Origin of the sequence: Nocardia sp. (assembly GCF_025465275.1) — a bacterium.
Classification (GTDB): Bacteria; Actinomycetota; Actinomycetes; order Mycobacteriales; family Mycobacteriaceae; genus Nocardia.
In genome coordinates this window covers 1-20,184 of sequence record NZ_JAODNK010000020.1, presented here as the reverse complement: position 1 = coordinate 20,184, position 20,184 = coordinate 1, and the positions used below count along the sequence as shown (strand labels likewise).

The 20,184-nt window shown below is 67.9% G+C and carries 16 protein-coding genes and 1 pseudogene; all 17 read right to left on the bottom strand.

Going from position 1 to position 20,184, the window contains the following annotated elements:
• Nucleotides 1–104, bottom strand: a pseudogene (locus tag JWN03_RS04750) (YggT family protein); the annotation flags it as partial.
• 416 nt (nt 105–520) lie between these two features.
• Nucleotides 521–1,309 carry a cell division protein SepF gene (locus tag JWN03_RS04745; protein ID WP_297610231.1) on the bottom strand — a complete coding sequence of 263 codons (789 nt, stop codon included), beginning with the start codon at nt 1,307–1,309 and terminating at the stop codon, nt 521–523.
• Nucleotides 1,310–1,413: 104 nt separating this feature from the next.
• Nucleotides 1,414–2,208, bottom strand: coding sequence for a YggS family pyridoxal phosphate-dependent enzyme (locus JWN03_RS04740; RefSeq protein ID WP_297610228.1), 795 nt, complete (start codon nt 2,206–2,208; stop codon nt 1,414–1,416).
• On the bottom strand, nt 2,205–2,945 hold the full coding sequence (gene pgeF, locus JWN03_RS04735) for a peptidoglycan editing factor PgeF (RefSeq protein WP_297610225.1): 741 nt from the start codon (nt 2,943–2,945) through the stop codon (nt 2,205–2,207). Before pgeF ends, JWN03_RS04740 begins: the two co-directional genes overlap by 4 nt.
• A gap of 384 nt (nt 2,946–3,329) precedes the next feature.
• A complete protein-coding gene (ftsZ, locus tag JWN03_RS04730; protein WP_297610223.1) occupies nt 3,330–4,604 on the bottom strand; it encodes a cell division protein FtsZ in 1,275 nt (424 codons plus the stop codon).
• A 321-nt stretch (nt 4,605–4,925) separates the two neighbouring features.
• Nucleotides 4,926–5,738 carry a cell division protein FtsQ/DivIB gene (locus JWN03_RS04725; protein ID WP_366914364.1) on the bottom strand — a complete coding sequence of 271 codons (813 nt, stop codon included), beginning with the start codon at nt 5,736–5,738 and terminating at the stop codon, nt 4,926–4,928.
• Between the two features lie 33 nt (nt 5,739–5,771).
• A complete protein-coding gene (murC, locus tag JWN03_RS04720) occupies nt 5,772–7,217 on the bottom strand; it encodes a UDP-N-acetylmuramate--L-alanine ligase (RefSeq protein WP_297610237.1) in 1,446 nt (481 codons plus the stop codon).
• Nucleotides 7,218–7,287: 70 nt separating this feature from the next.
• A complete protein-coding gene (gene murG / locus JWN03_RS04715; RefSeq protein WP_297610220.1) occupies nt 7,288–8,418 on the bottom strand; it encodes an undecaprenyldiphospho-muramoylpentapeptide beta-N-acetylglucosaminyltransferase in 1,131 nt (376 codons plus the stop codon).
• Nucleotides 8,415–10,013, bottom strand: coding sequence for a putative lipid II flippase FtsW (ftsW, locus tag JWN03_RS04710; protein ID WP_297610217.1), 1,599 nt, complete (start codon nt 10,011–10,013; stop codon nt 8,415–8,417). Before ftsW ends, murG begins: the two co-directional genes overlap by 4 nt.
• Complete coding sequence (gene murD, locus JWN03_RS04705; protein WP_297610234.1) at nt 10,010–11,452, bottom strand: UDP-N-acetylmuramoyl-L-alanine--D-glutamate ligase; 1,443 nt, start codon at nt 11,450–11,452, stop codon at nt 10,010–10,012. Before murD ends, ftsW begins: the two co-directional genes overlap by 4 nt.
• Before the next feature lie 46 nt (nt 11,453–11,498).
• A complete protein-coding gene (gene mraY, locus JWN03_RS04700) occupies nt 11,499–12,575 on the bottom strand; it encodes a phospho-N-acetylmuramoyl-pentapeptide-transferase (protein WP_297610214.1) in 1,077 nt (358 codons plus the stop codon).
• Complete coding sequence (locus JWN03_RS04695) at nt 12,572–14,089, bottom strand: UDP-N-acetylmuramoyl-tripeptide--D-alanyl-D-alanine ligase (RefSeq protein ID WP_297610211.1); 1,518 nt, start codon at nt 14,087–14,089, stop codon at nt 12,572–12,574. The genes mraY and JWN03_RS04695 overlap by 4 nt, the downstream gene beginning before the upstream one ends.
• Nucleotides 14,086–15,684, bottom strand: a complete 1,599-nt coding sequence (locus JWN03_RS04690) for a UDP-N-acetylmuramoyl-L-alanyl-D-glutamate--2,6-diaminopimelate ligase (RefSeq protein WP_297610208.1) — start codon at nt 15,682–15,684, stop codon at nt 14,086–14,088. Before JWN03_RS04690 ends, JWN03_RS04695 begins: the two co-directional genes overlap by 4 nt.
• A 168-nt stretch (nt 15,685–15,852) precedes the next feature.
• Nucleotides 15,853–17,655, bottom strand: coding sequence for a peptidoglycan D,D-transpeptidase FtsI family protein (locus JWN03_RS04685; protein ID WP_297610206.1), 1,803 nt, complete (start codon nt 17,653–17,655; stop codon nt 15,853–15,855).
• Between the two features lie 131 nt (nt 17,656–17,786).
• Nucleotides 17,787–18,443, bottom strand: a complete 657-nt coding sequence (locus JWN03_RS04680) for a hypothetical protein (RefSeq protein WP_297610203.1) — start codon at nt 18,441–18,443, stop codon at nt 17,787–17,789.
• Between the two features lie 127 nt (nt 18,444–18,570).
• A complete protein-coding gene (rsmH, locus tag JWN03_RS04675; protein WP_297610200.1) occupies nt 18,571–19,575 on the bottom strand; it encodes a 16S rRNA (cytosine(1402)-N(4))-methyltransferase RsmH in 1,005 nt (334 codons plus the stop codon).
• Nucleotides 19,576–19,762: 187 nt separating this feature from the next.
• Nucleotides 19,763–20,184 (bottom strand): division/cell wall cluster transcriptional repressor MraZ (gene mraZ, locus JWN03_RS04670; RefSeq protein ID WP_297610197.1); only part of this gene is annotated, 422 nt, incomplete at its 5' end.

The window sequence follows — 20,184 nt, the reverse complement described above, 5'->3', positions numbered from 1 at the left end:
CGCCAGTCCCGCGCGAAGCTGCGAATGAACTCGACGATGACTCGGCTGATCAGCAGGAGCCAGAAGAGGAACAGCAGTAGGTTCAACACCTGGAACAGGGCCACGACGTTCACTCTGCCTCAGAAACGGTGACGCGCAAAATAGGAACACCGGTCGAGCCGGTCACAGTGTGGTTGTGGCAGATCCGACAAGTCGGGCCCGATATCGCGACAAGTCCGGCAAGGCACCCTGACAAGTCAGACATAAGAGGCTCCCTCACGGGCGACGGCAGACACTCGGATTATGTTGACCCGGAGGCCGTTCCGGTCACATCGACAGGGCGACAAGAGTCAAGCCCCATGAATATTGCCGCGATACAGCTCAACTCGCAGGTCGCGACACAGCTCAACTCGCATGTTCGGGGCCCGCCCGGTTCTGGACCGAGTGGAGCGGGGGAGCGAAGCGGAGGAGCGGAAGGAGGGAAGAACCGGGTAACAGGGCCCCGAACCCGCCGGAGCGAAGCGGAGGCAGAAAATACAGCCTACTTCTGGTTGTAGTAGCCGTTTTCGGCGAGCTTGCGGCGCTCCTCGGCGGAAACATCCACGTCAGCGGGGGAAAGCAGGAAGACCTTGGTGGCGACCTTGTCGAAGGAGCCACGCAGTGCGAAGGCCAGACCGGCGGCGAAATCCACCAGGCGGCGGGCATCGCTATTGCTCATCTCGACCAGATCCATGATCACCGGGGTGCCGTCGCGGAAACGCTCGCCGATGATGGCGGCTTCGGCATAGGTGCGCGGGCGCAATGTGGTGATCTTGGACAAGGGGCCTCCGTCGTTGAAGATCGCGGAGGGACGCGGCGGCTGCTGTTCCAGCCGGCGCTCCTCCATCCGCAGCTCTTCCATGCGCCGCTCGGCCTCCGGGTCCACGGCGAGCGCACCGCGCGTGGTGCCGCGCACCATGGACGCGCCGCCACCACCCATGGACCGGGTGCGGCTGGACGGGGCAGTGTCGATGCGGGTGGGGCGACGCGGCGCGTCGTAGCGGTCGCGGTCGTCCGCGTATTCGTCGGAGTACTCGTCGCGGCGCGACGTGGCGCTGTAGGCGGGCTTGTACGGGGCCTTGTACGGCGGCGGCTCCGCGGCGTACGCGGGCTCGTCGTCGTAGCGCTCGTGCTCGTACCGGTCGTAATCGCGCTCGGTGTAAGGCCGGGGCCGGCGCGGGGCACGTTCGTCGGTGGCGCCGCGGGGACCGCGGTCCTCGACGTAGTCGTCTTCGTAGTCCTCGAGCGGAACCATGCCGAAGTACGCCTTGAACTTGTGCAGCGTGCTCATCTGGTCGACCTTCCTTCGGCCCCGGTTGGCCTGGGGTGTTGTCCTGCTCAGTCCTCGTCCGACACCAAGCATATGTTTCATATGTGACTGATGAGGTTTCTTTGCTACGCCGAGGTTATCGGTCGAGCGCCCATCAAAGCGGTACCGACACGCACGCACGTGGATCCGTGGCGGATTGCCGCTTCCAAATCACTTGACATGCCCGCCGACAGCTCGCTGGCCTGGGGATGTGCCGACAAAAGTGAAGCGTGCATACGGGCGAGTCGCTCGAACGCGTCGTCCGGATCGGCATCCAGCGGCGGGATCGCCATCAGGCCTGCGAGCTGCAGTGATGCCGATTTTTCGAGCTGATCGGCGAGGTCGAGCATGGCAGTGTCCGAGACACCTCCACGGGTGGGGTCGGCGTCCAGACTGACCTGAAGCAGGACGCGCAGCGGGGCACTCCGCTCCCCCGTATCGAGGGCCGCGCGGGCCCCGGCGTCAAGGGCGGTGACCAAGCGGTCGCTATCGACCGAATAGACCGTATCTGCCCAGGTGGCAACGGATTTCGCCTTGTTCCGCTGCAACCTGCCGATGAATTCCCAGCGCACTTGCGACAGATGGCGCAGTTGCGCCACTTTGTCCGAGGCCTCCTGTTCGCGCGATTCACCGAACTCGCGCAGTCCCAGACCATAGAGGATCTCGATATCCGAGGCCGGGTGGAACTTGGTCACCGGGAGCAGTCGCACGGTGTCGCGGGCACGTCCCGCAGCCCTGCACGCTGCATCGATGCGCTCGTTCAGCGCGGTAAGCGCCGCCGACAATTGCGCGACCCGATCGGGTGCGGATGTGAGCCCGGCCGCACCCGCGGCTGCGGCGGACTCCGCAGAATCGGCTGCCACGCCCAGGTTTTCGGTCATTCTTGGATTCCCTCCGATGACATCCAAATCACACCGGCGAGTCTTCCCGTCGGCGCGCCGCGCCGGTGGCTGAACAGTGCTTTGTCCTCGATGGTGCAGCGCGGGTCGATGGCGACACCGCTCACGCCCGCCTCCAGCAGTTGACGCCGAAGCCCCGCGCGCAGATCCAGGCCCGGAGTGCCCCGGACAGTTGTGGTGGCGCTGCCGGGCAGATGCTTCTCGACATCGGCGCGCATGGCGGCGGGCACCTCGTACTGGCGACCGCTGGCCGCCGGACCCAGGAAGGCTCCGATCCGTTCCACGCGCGCGCCCACCGACACCATCGCCTCGAGCACCTTCGGCACGATCCCGATGCGCGCGCCGATGCGGCCCGCGTGCACGGCGGCGATCACACCCGCCTCGTCATCGGACAGCAGCACCGGCACACAGTCGGCGCTCAGCGTCACCAGCGCCAGATCACGCCGGGTGGTCACCAGCGCATCCGTGGCAGGCACCGCCTCGCCGCGCGGCCCGTCCACGATCTCCACGGTGCGGGAGTGGATCTGCTCCATCCAGACGAGATTCTCCGGCGGCAGCCCGAGACTCTCCGCGAGCCGAACCCGATTGCGCCGCACAGCCTCCGGATCGTCCCCGACATGATCACCGAGATTGAACGAGTCGTACGGCGCTTGCGAGAACCCGCCCGCCCGCGACGTCACCACTCGCCTGGTCCGAAAAGTCTGCGCAGTCGAAGTCATACTGCCAAGGGTAGTAGCCACCCTCAAGCAACTCCCCGGCCTACCGATCAGGTTCCCGGCCCCCTCAGCGCACGACCGCAAGTCTGGCGCGCATCACGTCGGCTCGCATAGTTCCCGCATGCCACCGGCCCGAATCCACGAAACCTGCTCGAGCACAGCCTGTGTGGATCCCGGCCAAAAGCATGCCGGGATGACGGGGCGGGGAGTTGCCCGGGGCTCATGCGGTCCGATTGCAGCTCATGCGGTCCGTTGTTGCGTCACTGACGATGTGGGTGCAATCACCGGGATGGGAGCTAGTGCGGGCTGGTTCAGTGGCCCGCACAGCCGAAAGCCCGCAATACGAGTTCGTATTGCGGGCTTTCGGTTGGAGCTGGGGGCGCTTACTTACCGCCGCATGAAGGAGGGGACGTCGACGTCGTCGTCGTCGGCATCCGGGGGCTGGATGTGGGTGCGGTTGTTGTGGGCGACCGTCGGATCTACCGAGGGGCGCGGGGATTCGTAGGAGGGGGCGGGGCCGCGGCCCGAGGAGGGCGGCGGGGTCTGCGCGACGGGAGCCGCGACGGGTTCCTGGCGGGCCGGGGCCGGTTCGGGGGCGCGGGCACTGGTGTATTCGCTGGCGCGAGTCACTTCTCCGGCGGTGGCGCGAGCCGTTCCGAAGGAGGAAGAGGTGGTACCGGTGCGACCTACCGCGGGCTCTATGCGGCGGGCGGGGCCGCTACCGTCAAAACCCGCGGCGATCACCGTCACTCGTACCTCGTCGCCGAGGGAGTCATCGATGACCGTTCCGAAAATAATATTGGCCTCGATGTGCGCGGCCTCCTGCACCAGTGAGGCGGCCTCGTTGATCTCGAACAGACCGAGATCGGAGCCGCCCGCGATGGAAAGCAGCACACCGTGCGCGCCGTCCATAGAGGCCTCGAGCAGTGGCGAATTGATCGCCGACTCGGCGGCCTTCACGGAACGGCCCTCACCACGCGCGGAGCCGATGCCCATGAGGGCGCTGCCCGCACCGGACATGACGGACTTGACGTCCGCGAAGTCGACATTGATCAGACCCGGGGTGGTGATCAGGTCGGTAATGCCCTGAACACCGTTGAGCAGCACCTCATCCGCCGAGCGGAAGGCGTCCATGAGGCTCACCGCCGCGTCGCCGAGCTGCAGCAGCCGGTCGTTGGGGATGACGATGAGGGTGTCGCAGGATTCGCGGAGCGCCTGGATGCCCGCCTCGGCCTGATTGCTGCGCCGCTTGCCCTCGAACGAGAAGGGCCGCGTGACAACACCGATGGTGAGCGCGCCCAGCTTGCGGGCGATGCCCGCCACGACGGGTGCGCCGCCGGTGCCGGTGCCGCCGCCCTCGCCGGCGGTCACGAAGACCATATCGGCGCCCTTGAGCACCTCTTCGATCTCGTCCTTGTGGTCCTCGGCGGCCTTGCGGCCGACCTCGGGGTCGGCGCCGGCGCCCAGGCCTCGGGTCAGTTCGCGGCCGACGTCGAGCTTGACGTCCGCGTCACTCATCAGCAGAGCCTGCGCGTCGGTGTTGACCGCGATGAACTCGACTCCCTTGAGTCCCTGTTCGATCATCCGGTTGACGGCATTCACGCCGCCGCCGCCGATACCGACGACCTTGATCACCGCAAGGTAGTTGTGCGGGGGCGTCATGGGCTCTCGCCTTCCTTAGATCCAAAAAGCTTGTCGTCTAACAGATGCTCGCCGTATGCCGGGCCGGTGATCTCGGGTTGATAAACCCTCAACCATAGCTTTAGCCTTATGTCAAGTATCCGACTGGGCCGAAACGGTATTCGCAGCCACCGCAATACGTGCGCAGGCGCGCCGAAACGAGAATCAGAATCTTGTGTGATCCACCTCGTTCGACCCACCAGGCATCGTATCTTGGACGGTTGCCCTCCGGTGCCAGGATGGGCGCCGGCGGTGACACTCCGGCAAGCCACCCGAAAATTCCGGCGGCCCAATGGGTGTCGCTCACTTTACCGTGGCCAGATTCGGACTCGAAACATCGAATACGTTGCCGGGCTGGGTGAGCAGCGGGACAGCCACCGCCGCCTTCCGCTGCGAATCGCCTGCCCCTCCCCACAGCACGGTACGCCCATCCCGCAACTGGAGAGCAATATCCGAAACCGAGCGGGCCACAACCTGTCCCACGCCGAGGCTCGGCGGGACGGCGGACATGACCGCAACCGCCGCCTTGGTCACCGGATCATTACCGCCCGGATGGTCGGTCACCAGTTTGGGCGCGGTGTCCGGGGGCGGTTCGATCGCGAATTCCACACTGTCGGAATCGAGCAGGTGCGGTCCGTCCGGAGCATCGAAGAAGAGCACGGGGATGCGCTCCACCACGGTCACCTGCACGCTGGACGGGAATTCCCGCTGCACCCGCACGCTGCGCACCTTGGGCAGCTGCGCCACCCGTTCGGCCATGGCGGTGGTGTCCAGCCGCATCATGGACAACCCGTCGGGCACCTGGAGCGCGTCCAGCACCTGGGCTTCCGGCACCGCGTGCAGACCGTCGATCCGTACCGAGCGCACCGCGAAGATCGGCGAGAACCAGGCCGTGAGGCCCAGTGCGATCAGCAGGACGACACCCGCCGCCGCACCGATGCGCACTCGCCGTGATCCCCAGGCCTGCCGCAGCCGGGAGGCACCGTCCTGGTTCGTGAACCGGCTGCCGCGAGTCCGGCCGCGCCGTAGACGAGCGCGCCGGGCCGCCGCCCGGGCGGCCGAATCATCGTCGGCGACAGCGTCATCGGACCAACTGTCCCCGGTCCGATCGGTCACACTGCCGTCTCCCCCGCCCCGACTCATATCCGCTCACCGCCCGTGCGAAGGTCGTGCGCGCAGCCCGTCGAGAATCTGGCCGCCCAGCATGGTCACATCGCCCGCGCCCATGGTGATCACCACATCGCCGGGCCGCGCGAGAGCCGCCACCTGGCGGCCCACTCGCGACATATCCGGCTGATAGTGCACGGGTTTGGTGACGGCATTGGCCACCAGCGCACCGTTCACCCCGGGCAGCGGCTCTTCCCGCGCGCCGTACACATCGAGCACCACGACCTCGTCCGCGAGGGACAGGGCGGTGCCGAACTCGGTCGCGAAAGTGGCGGTGCGACTGTATAAGTGCGGCTGGAAGACCACGATGACCCGGCCGGGACGCGAGCGGGCGCCGTCGCGGGCCTCCTGTGCCACCAGTTCCGCGGCGGCGCTCAGTACCGCTCGCACCTCGGTCGGATGGTGGGCGTAGTCGTCGAAGACGCGCACGCCGTTCTCCCGGCCGGTGAGCTGGAAGCGCCGGTGCACACCGCCGAAACCCTCCAGGCCCTGGATGATTTCGCCCATATCGGCGCCGGCCGCGCGGGCGGCCAGCAGGGCGCCGAGCGCGTTCAAGGCCATATGACGGCCGGGCACCGAGAGCCGCATGGTGCGGGCGGCGGGTTCGCCGGAGAGCTGGAACACCGCGACACCGCCGACATCGCGCGGCTCCCAGGACAGCATCTGCGCGCCGACGGTGAGTCCGGCGGCCGTGAAATCGCCCGAGCCGTAACCGATCACCTCGATATCGCGCGGATTCTCGGCCAGCCGCGCCACCGTGCGCTCGGCCAGGCCCAGCGAGCCCGCGTCGTCGAGGCAGACGATCAGGCTGCCGCCGGGCTGCAGGCGGTCCACGAAATCGTCGAAGACCTGGGTGTAGGCCTCGTCGGTGCCGAAGTAGTCCAGGTGGTCGGATTCGATATTGGTGACCACCGCGACATCCGGTGCGTACTGCAGCAGCGAGGCGTCGCTCTCATCGGCCTCGGCCACGAAGATGCCGCCGGTGCCGTGGTGGGCATTGGTGCCCGATTCGTTCAGTTCGCCGCCGACCGCGAAGGACGGGTCCGCGCCGGTGTGCTGCAGCGCCACCACCAGCATGGAGGTGGTGGAGGTCTTGCCGTGGGTACCGGAGACCAGCAGGGTCTTGTGGCCCTGCATGAGCTCGGCCAGCACCGCCGGGCGCAGCAGCACCGGCAGTCCGCGCCGATGTGCCTCCACCAGTTCGGGATTGGTCTTGGGAATGGCGGCGTAGGTGGTCACCACGGCGGTCGGGCCGCCGGGCAGCAGGTCCAGGGCGCCGGCGTCGTGGCCGATGCGCACCTGGGCGCCGCGCGCCCGCAGCGCCAGCACGCCGCGGCTCTCCTTGGCATCCGAACCGGACACCATGCCGCCACGCGAGAGCAGGATCCGCGCGATGCCGGACATACCGGCGCCGCCGATGCCGATCATGTGCACGCGCTGCAGCAGCGGGGGTAGGTCCGTCTCCTGTTCGACGATCACGTTCCGGTTGTCCGATGCTTCACTCACGACCTGCCACCTCCAGCACAATGCGCGCAACCTCGTCCGCGGCGTCGCGATGCCCGGCACCGGCGGCCGCGCGGCCCATGGCCGCCAGTCGATCGGAATCCAGGAGCAGCGGTATCACCTCGTCGATCACGTATTTCGGAGTCAGCTCCGCGTCCGCCACGATTCTGCCACCGCCCGCGGCCATCACCGGCCGCGCATTGAGTTCCTGCTCCCCATTGCCGTGCGGTAGCGGCACATAGAAGGCGGGCAGGCCGACCGCGGAGACCTCGGCGACCGTCATGGCGCCGGAGCGGCACACGACGGCGTCGGCGGCCGCATAGGCCAGGGCCATCTGCGACAGGTACGGCACCGCAATGTATTTCGCGGGTTCGTGCAGGCCCGCGAGGGTCAGGGTGTTCTTGGGGCCGTGCGCGTGCAGCACCGAGACACCGGCGGCGGTCAGCTGCGGTGCGGCGGCCGACACCGCCTCGTTCAAACTGCGCGCGCCCTGCGAACCGCCGAACACCAGCAGCACCGGTCCGCCGGCGGGCAGCCCGAAGTGCTCGCGCGCCTGGGCCCGCAGCGCCGCCCGGTTCAGGGTGGTGATGGCCGAGCGCACCGGAATGCCCACCACCTCGGCATCGGCGCGACCGCGCGAGCGCACGCCCGAGTTCGGTGCTGCCGCCAGCACTCTCGCCGCCACGCGGGCGCCGATCTTATTGGCGATACCGGCCATGGCATTGGCCTCGTGCACCACGACGGGCACCTTGCGGCGGCGCGTGGCCCCGCGTCCGGCGGCCAGATACGCGGGCAGTGCCACATAGCCGCCGAAGCCGACGATCACATCCGCCTGCACCGCGTCGATGACCTCGCGGGTGCGGCGCATGGAGGCCAGCACCCGGCCGGGCAGCCGCAGCAGATCGGCGGTGGGCTTGCGCGGCAGGGGAACCGGCGGAATCAACTCCAGCGGATAACCGCGTTCGGGGACGAGCTTCGTCTCCAGGCCGCGCTGGGTGCCCAGCGCCGTCACCCGGATGGCCGGGTCCCGCCGTCGTAGCGCGTCGGCCACCGCCAATGCGGGTTCGATATGCCCTGCGGTGCCACCGCCCGCCACGATCACCGAGAGCGGCCGCTCCACTGTCACCTCGAACGTCCCCTGTCCCTATCGTGTTTCGTCGGATAGCTGGGCTCCCAGGCCCGCGTGCTGCGCCACGATTCGGTGGAGCGGCTGGTGCGCCTGGCGGTATCGGAATCTACGGAACGCCGCGCCGCCGCATCACTGCCACCCCGGCCGCGGCCGCTGGGCGGCAGGGCGCGGCGCTGCGGGGCGGCCTTGACGCCCGCCTTGGGCTTGGGCTTCGGTTTCGGCTTGGGCTTCTTGCGCGCCCGGGCGGCCTGCGCCCGTGCGGGCGAATACATTTCGGGTATCGGCAGCCGCAGCAGCCGGCTGAAGCGCCCGTCCTGTCCGGCCTGCAGCGCCGCCACCGCCTCCGGTTCGTGCCGGGCGGCATTGGCGATGATGCCGAACATGAGCAGCGTGATGGCCAGCGAGGAACCACCTGCCGAGACCAGCGGCAGCTGCAGGCCGGTCACCGGCAGCAGGCCCACCACATAGCCGACATTGATGAACGCCTGCCCGGTGATCCAGGTGGTGGCGCTGCCGGTCAGCAGGCGGATGAACGGGTCCGCCGACCGGGTCGCGATGCGCAGGCCGGCGTAGACGAACAGCGCGAAAAGGCCCAGCACCAAAGCACATCCGAGGAAACCGAGCTCCTCGCCGATGATCGCGAAGATGAAGTCGTTGTGCGCGTTGGGCAGATAGCTCCACTTGGCCCGGGACTGGCCGAGGCCGCGCCCCCAGATACCGCCGTCGGCAAGGGAGAACTTGGCCTGGCGGGCCTGATAGCCGATGCCCTGCGGATCACTGCCGGGGCTGAAGAAGGCCCGCATACGGTCCGAGCGGTAACCCGCCGACAGCGCCAGCACACCGGCGGCCACACCGCCCGACACCGCGATGGTGACGAACATGCGCAGCGGCAGCCCGCCGAACCACAGCAGCGAGGTGAGCACGATGCCGAGCGCGATGGTGGTGGACAGGTTCGGCTCCAGCACGACCAGGAAACACACCAGCAGGCCCGCGGGGACCAGCGGCATGAGCAGGTCCTTGTACCCGGCCTTCTCGGTCTGCCGTGAGGCGAGCAGATGCGAACCCCACACCACCAGCGTCACCTTGGCGATCTCGGACGGCTGCACCGAGACCACACCCAGGTCGAACCAGCGCTGCGAACCCTGCACCTTGGTACCGATGCCGGGGATCAGCACCAGGACCAGCAGCACCACCGACAGCGCGAAGACCGGGAACGACAGCCGCCGCATCACCCGCATCGGAATCCGCAGTGCGATATAGAACAGCACCGCACCGAAGGCCGCCATCGCGACCTGCAGCATGAACAGCGAATACGCGGATTTGCCGTCGGCATAGGACTCGACGCTGGAGGCGGAGAGCACCATCACCAGGCCGAGCAGGGTGAGCAGGATCGCGATCGCGACCACCAGGTGGAACGAGGCGAGCGGGCGGGCCAGCCAAGCCACGAACCACGCGGCCCGCGGTGCGTCCTTGGCCGCGCGGCGCGGTGACTCTTTCGCGGCTCGCCGCGGCGACTCTTTCGCGGCCTGTCGCGGTGACTCTTTCGCGGCCTGCCGCGGCGACTCCTTCGCTGCCCGCCGCGGTGCCGTCATTCCGTTCTCCCGATGTCCTTTTCGTCCAGGGCCTGCACCGCTGCCACGAAACTTCGCCCACGATGCGTGTAGTCGGCGAACATATCCAGTGAAGCCGCGGCCGGAGCCAGCAGCACGGTGTCGCCGCGGGTGGCATACCCGGCGGCCACGCGGACCGCACGGGCCATCACCGCTTCGGGTTCGACTTCGGCGAAGGGGTCACCCATGCCTGCATCGTCCCCCGAATTCAGCTCCACGACGGGGACATCCGGGGCGTGTCGCGCCAGTGCGGCGGCGATCACGGCGGCGTCCGCGCCGAAAACCACGGCGGCCACGAGCAGTTCGCGCACCTCTTCGACGAGGTCCTCGACGCTGGCGCCCTTGAGCTGACCGCCCGCCACCCAGATCACCGACTGGTGCGCCATGATCGAGGAGCGCGCGGCATGCGGGTTGGTGGCCTTGGAGTCGTCGACGAATTCGACGCCGCACAGTTCCCGCACGAAGGCGGCGCGATGCGGGCCCACCCTGTGCTCCTGCAGGCCCTCCTTCACGAACTGCGGAGCGACATCGATGGATCGGGTGAGCGCCGCCGCCGCGAGGGCGTCGGCCACACCGGCCGGACCCGGCGGGCTGATATCGCCCACCTCGGCCAGGATGGCGGCCTTGGTGAAGGCGCGATCGAGCAGTTTGCCGTCCACCACACCGAGTTCGCCGTCGGCGGGAACACCGATGCGGAATCCGACGGTGCGGCGCGCCTTGGACTTTCGCGCCAGCGCGGCCGCGACCTGATCATCCAGGCCGACCACGCCGACCCGTCCGGTGAGCGCGCGCGCCTTGGCCGCCGCGTAGGCGTCCAGGCCGCCGTGCCAATCCAGGTGATCCTCGGCCACATTCAGCACCACACCGGCCTCGGGCCGCACCGACGGCGCCCAATGCAGTTGGAACGAGGACAGTTCCACGGCGAGCACCTGGGGACCGGGACTGCGCCGCAGCGCATCCAGAATGGGCAGGCCGATATTGCCGCACGCCACACTGGGAATGCCCGCGGCGCGCAGGATCGAATGCGTCATCTGGGTGGTGGTGGTCTTGCCGTTGGTGCCGGTGATGACCAGCCACTTGCGGACCGGGCCGTAGATGCGGGCCTGATCGACCCACCACGCGAACTCGACATCGCCCCAGACCGGAATGCCCTCGGTGACAGCCGAAGCCAGCACCGGGGAATCCGGCCGCCAGCCCGGGCTGGTGATCACCAGCGCGAACCGTTGCAGCGCATCGGGTTCCAGCAGATCCGCGGAAGTGGCTGTCGCCAAACCTAGTTCGGCGGCCTCGGCCAGCGCCTTGGCGCCGCCGTCGGTGACGATCGGGCGGGCGCCGATGTCCTGGAGCGGCTCGACCAGCGAGCGCCCCGACACCCCCCAGCCGGCGACGAGAACGTCACGACCACGCAGGAATTCGAGCATGGGGCCCGGCGAACGCAGGACCCTCGGAGAATGTTCGACCATCAGTTCACCCGACCGCAGAGAGGTAATCGCTGTAGAACAGGCCCAGACCGATCGCCGACGCCATACCGGCCAGCAACCAGAACCGTATGATCACCGTCGTTTCCGCCCACCCGCTCAATTCGAAGTGGTGATGGAACGGCGCCATCTTGAACAATCGGTTCCGCGTGGTGCGGAACACCGCCACCTGCAGGATCACCGAGGCCGCCTCGGCAACGAAGAGCGCGCCGATGACGATCATCAGCAGCTCGGTGCGGGTGGTGATGGACAGGCCCGCGAGCAGACCGCCCAGCGCCAGCGAACCCGTATCGCCCATGAAGATCTTGGCGGGCGCGGCATTCCACCACAGGAAGCCGATACAGGCCGCACCGCCGGCGGCGCACACCAGAGCTAGATCCAGCGGATCACGCACGTTGTAGCAGCCCGCCTCCGGATGCGTGGAGCAGGCATTGCGCCACTGCCAGAAGGTGATGATCATGTACGCGCCCAGCACCAGACTGATGGAACCGGCCGCCAGCCCGTCCAGGCCGTCGGTCAGGTTCACCGCATTGGACCAGGCCACCACGATCAGCGAGACGAACGCCAGGAAGATCACCACGCCCATGGACACCGTGGTGATGTCGCGGGTGTAGGACAGGTGCCGGCTGGCGGGCGTCAAACCGTTGGCGCCCTTGAACTGCAGCGCCAGCACCCCGAAGATGATCGCCGAGGCCAGCTGGCCGATGTACTTGCCCGCGGCGGTGAGGCCGAGGTTGCGCTGCTTGCGCAGTTTGATCATGTCGTCCAGGAAGCCGACCGCGCCGAGCGCGGTCGCCAGTCCCATGACCAGCAGACCGGAGGCGGACGGACCGGGTTCGCCGTAGCTCATCGAGATCAGGTGCGAGCCCAGGTAACCGGCCCACATGCCGATGATGATGGCGACGCCGCCCATGGTGGGGGTGCCGCGCTTGGCCTTGTGGCTCTCCGGGCCGTCGACCCGGATCTCCTGGCCGAAGCCCTGTTTGGCGAACCAGCTGATCACCGCGGGCGTCAGCAGGATGGAGACGGCGAGCGCAATGGCCGCCGACAGCAGAATCTGGGTCATTGCGCGGCCTCCTGCTGTGTCTCCGCAGTGGCGAGCAGGTGCTCGGCAACCGTCCAGAGCCCCACCGACTTCGAGGCCTTCACCAGCACCACATCACCCGATTCGAGTTCGGCATCGAGGATCTCGATGGCGGTCTCGAGATCGGGAACCAGTATCGACTCCGCACCCCACGAACCTTCCATCACCGCTCCCTGATGCATGCCGTGCGAGGGCCGCCCGGTGCCGACCACTATGAGCCGGTCCACGTCCAACCGCACCACGAGCCGGCCGATGCGGTCGTGTTCGATCACCGATTCATCGCCGAGCTCACCCATTTCACCGAGCACGGCCCAACTGCGGCGGCGGCCGACTTCGCGGCCCTGCCCGTCGGCGCCGGCGGCGCGCGCCATGGTGACGAGCGCCTTGAGAGCCGCCCGCACCGAATCCGGGTTGGCGTTGTAGGAGTCGTTGATGACGGTCACGCCGTCGGGGCGGGTGCGCACATCCATGCGGCGGGCCGAGGCCGCGTTCGCGCCTTCGAGCGCGCGGGCCACGGTCGCCAGATCGGCGCCCTGGTTCAGCGCCACCGCGGCGGCGGACAGCGCATTGCCGACCTGATGCTCACCGTGCACCGCGAGCTGTACCGGGACGCTTTCGCCGTTGTGGTGCAACGTGAATCGCGCCCGGGCCTGCTCGTCCATGGTGACGTCGGTGGCGCGCACATCGGCGTTCGAATTCGTGCCGACCGTGACCACGCGGGCCTGCGTGCGCCCGGCCATCTTGGCGACCAGATGATCGTCGAGATTCAGCACCGCCAGGCCGGAGGCCGGAAGCGCTTCCACAAGTTCACCTTTGGTCTGAGCGATGACTTCCTGGCTGCCGAATTCGCCGAGGTGCGCGGTGCCGATATTGAGCACCACGCCGACATTCGGCGGGGCAATTTCGGTGAGCGCCTTGATATGTCCCGGTCCGCGGGCGGAGAGCTCGAGGACCAGGAAGCGGGTATTCGCGTCGGCGCGCAGGGCCGTCCAGGGATGGCCGAGTTCGTTGTTGAATGAGCCGGGCGGTGCGACGACCTCACCCAGCGGGGCCAGGACCGCCGCGAGCAGATCCTTGGTGGAGGTCTTGCCGGAGGAGCCGGTCACGCCGACCACGGTGAGGCTGCCAGCCGCCGCCAAACGGTCCACGCTCGCGCGGGCCAGCTTGGCCAGGGCCTCGAGTACCGCGGCGCCGGACCCGTCGGTGTCGTGCGCCAGCGCGATGGCGCGGCTGGCGTGCGGCCGCGGCGCGACCACAATGGCCGGAACGCCTACCGGTCGCGCGGCCAGCACGGCGACCGCACCCGCGGTCACCGCCCGGGCCGCGAAATCGTGGCCGTCGGTGTGCTCACCCGGCAGCGCCAGGAACAGATCACCGGAAGTGATTCGGCGCGAATCGAATTCGGCCGCCCCGGTGATCGATACGTCGGGGTCGGGGACATCGTGCAGCGTGCCGCCCACGATCTCCGCAATCTCCCGCAAAGTCATCTCGATCATGAATGCGTCAGGTCCCTCGTCCTTCGCGACAAGGCCGCCGCGAGCACCTCGCGGTCGTCGAACGGATACTTCACTCCCGAAATCTCCTGCCCTGTCTCATGTCCCTTGCCCGCGATCAGCACCACGTCGCCGGGGCTCGCCCAGTCGACGGCGGCGGTGATGGCGTCGGCCCGGTCCCCGACCTCCCGGACCTCTCCGCGTTCGCCCGGCGGAACCTCGTCGGCTCCGGCACGGACGGCGGCGCGGATGGCCGCCGGATCCTCACTGCGTGGATTGTCGTCGGTAATGATCAGCAGATCGGCGCCGCGCGCCCCGGCCGCACCCATGAGCGGGCGCTTCCCGGCATCGCGATCACCACCGGCACCGACCACGACCGCCAGCCGTCCTCGTTCTTGTTCGGCGAGCAGCGCACGCAAGGTCGCCACCACCGATTCGATGGCCGCGGGCTTGTGCGCGTAGTCGACCACGGCCAGGAAATCCTGTCCGCGTTCCACCCGCTGCATGCGCCCGGGCACATCCACTTCACCCAAAGCCGATGCGGCAGTGGCCACATCGGCACCGGCCGCCGCGCACACCGCGAGCGCGAGCAGGCCGTTGGCGATGTTGTACGCGCCCGGAAGTCGCAGGCGCACATCCAGATTCACACCGGGACCGGAGGCCTCGAACTGCTGGGCGGCCGCACCGGGGGTGACTGCACCGGCAATCCAGTCCGCGCCCACGCCGGGGCGCGTGGTCACGGTCACGATCTCCGGCTGCCCGTTCGCCATGGCCGCGACGGACACATCACCGGCCAGCCGGGTGCCCCACTCGTCGTCGATGCAGAGCACCGCCTTGGCGGCGGGCACCACGGCCGAATCATCGGGAACGAACAGGCGGCGCTTGGCCGCGTAGTAGTCCTCGAAATCGGCGTGGAAATCCAGGTGGTCCTGCGAAAGATTGGTGAACGCGCCGACCGCGAACCGCACCCCGTCCACCCGGCCCAGCGCGAGCGCATGGCTGGAGACCTCCATGACCACCGCCTGCACACCCTGCTCCACCATGACGGCGAACATGGCATGCAATTGCGGGGCCTCGGGGGTGGTGAGCGCCGACGGCACCCGGACGCCGCCGATGCGGGTCTCGATGGTGCCGAGCAGCGCGGTGCGGAAACCGGCTGCCGCGAGACCCGCCTCCACCAGATATGCGGTGGTGGTTTTGCCCGAGGTGCCGGTGATACCGATGATGCGCAGTGTGCGAGAGGGATCACCGTAGAGCGCCGAAGACAATTCGCCGAGCACCGAGCGCGGCGCATCGTGCACGAGCACCGGCACCTCGATCGCGCCGATGAGCTCCGCGCCCGCCGGATCGGTGAAGATGGCGACGGCGCCGCGCTCCACCGCATCCCGGGCAAATCGGGCGCCGTGCGCATGCGTACCGGCCAGGCCGGCGAACAGATCCCCCGGCAGCACCGCATTCGAGCGCTGCTCGATACCGGTGATCTGCACTTGCGACTCGCTACTGCCGAGCTGCACGCCCGTCAACTCCGCCACCGTGCGCAGGGTGGTCACCGGCGGTGCGGCGGGCCGAAGTACCTGCGGGCTGGACTGCGCGGGCACGAAGCTCCTCTCCGGGATGTGGTCATAGATATGAATCCGACGATGGGACTCGGATCGACGAGTCAGGTTACCTGTGTTCGATCCCCGTGCGATCGGCACGGCGCAGTTCGGTCACCCGCCCCTGCACGCGCCGGGAGCGGTCTGGGTCACTGCCATCGTCTACCTGCTCTAACTCGCCTGCAGAATCAGTGGTTTGGCCGGTGGTGACGGCGGCACCCGATCGCGCTGCAGTGCCCAGGACGCAATGCTGTGGAACAGCGGTGCGGCCGATCCGCCGCCACTGCCGTCGGAGCTGCGGACGGGTGCGTCCAGCATCATGCCGACCACATAGCGGGGGTTGTCCGCGGGCGCCATTCCGGCGAAGGTGATCCAGTAGCGATCGTTCGAGTAGCAGTGACATTTCTGGTCGATCTGCTGCGCGGTACCGGTCTTGCCCGCCACCTGATACCCCTCGATGGCGGCCTGGGTGCCGGTGCCGGTCTGGTTGCCGCCCTGCGGATCCTTCTGCACGATCGCCTCGAACATCTGCCGCAGCGTCTGCGCCGTCTGCGGGCTGACCACCTTGACGCTGTCGGGCTGATCCTCTTCGGTCCGGGCGCCGTCGGGAGCGATCCTGGCCTTCACAATGCGCGGCGGAATGCGCACACCGTCATTGGCGATGGCCTGGTACATCGAGGTCATCTGCAGCGTCGTCATCGAAAGACCCTGGCCGATGGGCAGGTTCGCGAAGGTGGAGCCGGACCATTGATCACGGGCGGGCAGGACGCCCGCGCTCTCGCCGGGCAGGCCCACACCGGTGCGCTGGCCGATGCCGAACTTCTTGACCATGTCGTACCAGCGGTCCTCGCCGACCCGCTGCGCCAGCATCAGTGTGCCGACGTTCGAGGACTTACCGAAGATGCCGGTGGTGGTGTACGGCGCCACGCCGTGCACCCAGGCATCGCTGACGGTGACACCGCCCAGATTGATGCTGCCCGGAACCTGGTGCACCTCATCGGGAGTCGTGAGACCGTATTCGATGGCGGCGGCCGCGGTGACGATCTTGTTGACCGAGCCCGGCTCGTACACCGACTGCACCGACGGGTTGCCCAGATCGGACTGCGACCAATACTGCGGTCCCAGTGCGGGATTGAAGGTCGAATCATTGGCCATGGCCAGCACCTGGCCGGTGTGTGCGTCCAGCACGACCGCGGAAGCAGCCTGCGCGCCCGACATATCCTTGGCCTGCTGCACCTGCTGCTGCACGTAGTACTGCAGATCCGAATCCAGGGTCAGCTCTACGCCGTAACCGTTCACGGCCGGTACGCGGTCGCGCCAGCTGCCCGGAATGACGGCGCCGTCGGAACCGCGGTCATAGGTCATGGAACCGTCCGAGCCCGCGAGGATCGCATCCATCGCCGACTCCAGGCCGATCTGCCCGTGCCCGTCCCAGCCGGTCGCGCCGATCATATTGGCGGCCAGCGAACCACCCGGATACTCACGCATGTCCTGGCGTTCGGTGCCGACCTCGGGGTACTGCAGGCTGATATCGGCCGCCACCTGCGGGTCCACATTGCGCACCAGATAGGAGAACGAATCGTCGCTGCGCAGCTTCGTCAGCAGATCCTTCTCCAGCGCGTCATTGCCCAGCTTCTGGTGAATGTACTTGGCAATGGCCTGCAGTCGATCATCCGGATCCGGCGCCGACGGGTTCTTGGTACGCGCATCGGCCAGTTCCTTGCGGACCTTCACGGGCTGGAAGGTGAGCGCCTTCGCGGCAATGGTGAAGGCCAGCGATTTGCCGTAGCGGTCGGTGATGGGACCGCGGGTCGCGGGATCGGGCAGCTTCACCGTGCGCTGACTGGCCGCCTCTGCCGACAGGGTCGGCGCGGACCAGCTTTGAATCCAGAGCAATTGGGCGGCGGCGACCAGCAGCGCCAGCAACATGACGAACCGGCCCATCCCGAAGCGGAATCGCGTCGAGGCGTCCATGCCCGGAGCAGCACGCGGTCTGGCCGTGCGGCCCGGCCCGGAACCCGCACGGCCGGAGCCGGTTCGGCTCCGACCGGCAGCGACCCGCCCCCGGCCGGAATCACGACCGCCGCGCACTGCGCGGGAAAAACTCATCGAGGCGTTCCGTTCGGCGCGGCCTGCAGAGCGGGTGACTGCGGCGGCTGCGCCGTCGTGGGCGCGGTAGTGGGCGGGTTGGGCGTCGTGGTCACCGGGACCAGCCGCTCACCCTGTGCCTGCACCAGTTTCGGCGGCTGCGCCACCGGCACCTGCGGAGTGGTATTCAGCGGCGGGGCCGGGGAGCCCTGTGCGGGAATCGGATTGCCGATCACCGTCACCGAACCATCCGGGGCCACCAGCAGGCGCGCCGGATCCTTGGCCGGGATCATGCCCAATTCCGCTGCGCGCGCGGCCAGTTCGGGCGCCGAATCGGCCGACTCCACCTCACGCTGCAGCGCCGCCCGCTCATCCGAGAGCTGCTGATTGACACGCCGGGCATCACCGAGCTGATAGCTGTCCTCGGTGGAGCGCGTGGTCAGCAGCAGCGTCACCGCCAGGCCACAGCCCAGCAGCGCGATGATGGTGGCCACGAACGACATCCGGCCGCGCGGCACGGATTCGCCCGTGCGCCGCAGCAACTGCGGCAGTTCGGTGCGCTCGCGGCTGCGCCGGCGCGCGTAAGCCCGTTGCGCCGCACCCGATTTCACCTGCTCCGCCGCCTGCACCCGCCGAGCCCCCCGGCCCGTCGCCTGTGCCCTGATCGTCGTCATAGGGCGGCCCCTTTGCACGCCGGGCGCGCGTGTGACCTCCGAGTCCGGAACCTCATGACTGTATATATGCAGGCATGAGCGGAGCCCTCCATGTTTACGCTCCGCTGCCGCCTCCGGGCTTGACCGCTCACGCCTGAACCTCCCCAACGATCCGTTCGGCTGCCCGCATGCGCACCGGAGTGGCCCGCGGATTGTCTTCGATCTCCTGCTCGGTCGCCTTCTCCGCACCGCGGGTCAGGATCTTGAATTCCGGTCCCATGCCGGGCAATTCAACGGGCAGGTCCAGTGGGGTCCGCGAAGCGGTGCGCTTCGCCAACTCCGCCTTGACCACCCGGTCCTCGAGAGATTGATAGCTCATGAACACGATCCGGCCGCCGGGCGCGAGCGCGTCCAGGGCCGCCGGCACCGCGGCTTCGAGAGATTCGAGCTCCCGATTCACCTCCACCCGCAGCGCCTGGAAGGTGCGCTTGGCCGGATGACCACCGGTACGGCGGGCCGCGGCCGGGATGGCGTCGTAGAGCAGTTCCACCAGCTGCGCGCTGGTGACGAAGGGGGTTTTCTGCCTGCGGCGCAGTACTTCCGAGGCGATCTTGCCCGCGAAGCGTTCCTCGCCGTAGACCTTCAGCACCCGGGCCAGATCGCCGTGCCCATAGGTATTGAGCACATCGGCGGCCGTGGGGCCGGTGCTGGAGTCCATCCGCATATCGAGCGGGGCATCGATGGAGTAGGCAAAGCCGCGTTCGGCCTCGTCCAGTTGCATGGAGGAGACACCGAGATCCATCAGAATCGCCTGCACGCTACGGAGCGGCGGCAAACCGGCCTGCTCCAGCGCGTCGGCGATCCCGTCATATCTGGTGTGCACCAGGGTGATCCGGTTTTCGTAGGGGCGTAGTCGCTCCCCCGCCAGCTTCAGAGCCTCGGTATCGCGATCCAACCCGATGAGACGAATATTCGGGTAGGTGCGCAAGAAGTGTTCGGCATGGCCACCAAGTCCGAGTGTGCAATCGAGATAGACGGCGCCATCCACGGTATCCATTGCGGGACCGAGGATTTCGTCTGCACGATCGAGGAGAACCGGGACATGGCGGGGACCGTCATTGCCTGGGTGCACCTTCGACCTCCCGGACCTCACATTTCGTCGCACGACCACTGACGGGTCGCTTGCGATTGGACTCTGCACTCACAGTGAACTCTGCACTGATCAGTGGGTGGCCAATGCCCCAGGGTCTCTGACCGAAGCACGGCACCTGGCGTTGGGGAAGTACGTCAGGGTCCGCGTCGGGCAGAGGCCGCAGGGCACTCGCCTCGCTTGTGGGCGCTTAGAAGATCTCGCCCAGCGACTCGTCTCCAGCCTGCGAGTAATCCTCCTCATGCTCGGCGAGGTAGGAATCCCACGCCGCCTTGTCCCATATTTCGAGGAAGTCGACCGAGCCGATCACCACACAGTCCTTGGAAAGGCTTGCGTAGCGACGATGCTCAGCCGACAACACGATGCGGCCCTGTGCGTCCGGACGCTGTTCGTCCGAGGAGGCAGCCAGGGCTCGGACAAATGCGCGAGCCTGCGGATTGCTTCGAGACGCGGCCGCAGCTCGCCGCGCAAGCGCGGTGAACTCGTCCTTCGGATATACGGCAAGGCTGTGGTCTTGACCCTTCGTGACCATCAACCCTCCCGCCAGCTCGTCCCGGAACTTCGCAGGCAACGTGAGTCGCCCTTTGTCGTCCAGTCGAGGGGTATAGGTAC

What these genes read in the sequence shown, in the direction of transcription:
- ftsZ (WP_297610223.1), bottom strand. Translation starts at nt 4,604, where the DNA reads ATGACGCCCCCGCACAACTACCTTGCGGTGATCAAGGTCGTCGGTATC.
- pgeF (WP_297610225.1), bottom strand. Translation starts at nt 2,945, where the DNA reads ATGACTTCGACTGCGCAGACTTTTCGGACCAGGCGAGTGGTGACGTCG.
- JWN03_RS04685 (WP_297610206.1), bottom strand. Translation starts at nt 17,655, where the DNA reads ATGGACGCCTCGACGCGATTCCGCTTCGGGATGGGCCGGTTCGTCATG.
- JWN03_RS04740 (WP_297610228.1), bottom strand. Translation starts at nt 2,208, where the DNA reads ATGACCGAAAACCTGGGCGTGGCAGCCGATTCTGCGGAGTCCGCCGCA.
- JWN03_RS04745 (WP_297610231.1), bottom strand. Translation starts at nt 1,309, where the DNA reads ATGAGCACGCTGCACAAGTTCAAGGCGTACTTCGGCATGGTTCCGCTC.
- ftsW (WP_297610217.1), bottom strand. Translation starts at nt 10,013, where the DNA reads ATGACGGCACCGCGGCGGGCAGCGAAGGAGTCGCCGCGGCAGGCCGCG.
- mraY (WP_297610214.1), bottom strand. Translation starts at nt 12,575, where the DNA reads ATGACCCAGATTCTGCTGTCGGCGGCCATTGCGCTCGCCGTCTCCATC.
- JWN03_RS04680 (WP_297610203.1), bottom strand. Translation starts at nt 18,443, where the DNA reads ATGACGACGATCAGGGCACAGGCGACGGGCCGGGGGGCTCGGCGGGTG.
- murC (WP_297610237.1), bottom strand. Translation starts at nt 7,217, where the DNA reads ATGATCGGCATCGGCGGCGCCGGTATGTCCGGCATCGCGCGGATCCTG.
- murD (WP_297610234.1), bottom strand. Translation starts at nt 11,452, where the DNA reads ATGCTCGAATTCCTGCGTGGTCGTGACGTTCTCGTCGCCGGCTGGGGG.
- JWN03_RS04695 (WP_297610211.1), bottom strand. Translation starts at nt 14,089, where the DNA reads ATGATCGAGATGACTTTGCGGGAGATTGCGGAGATCGTGGGCGGCACG.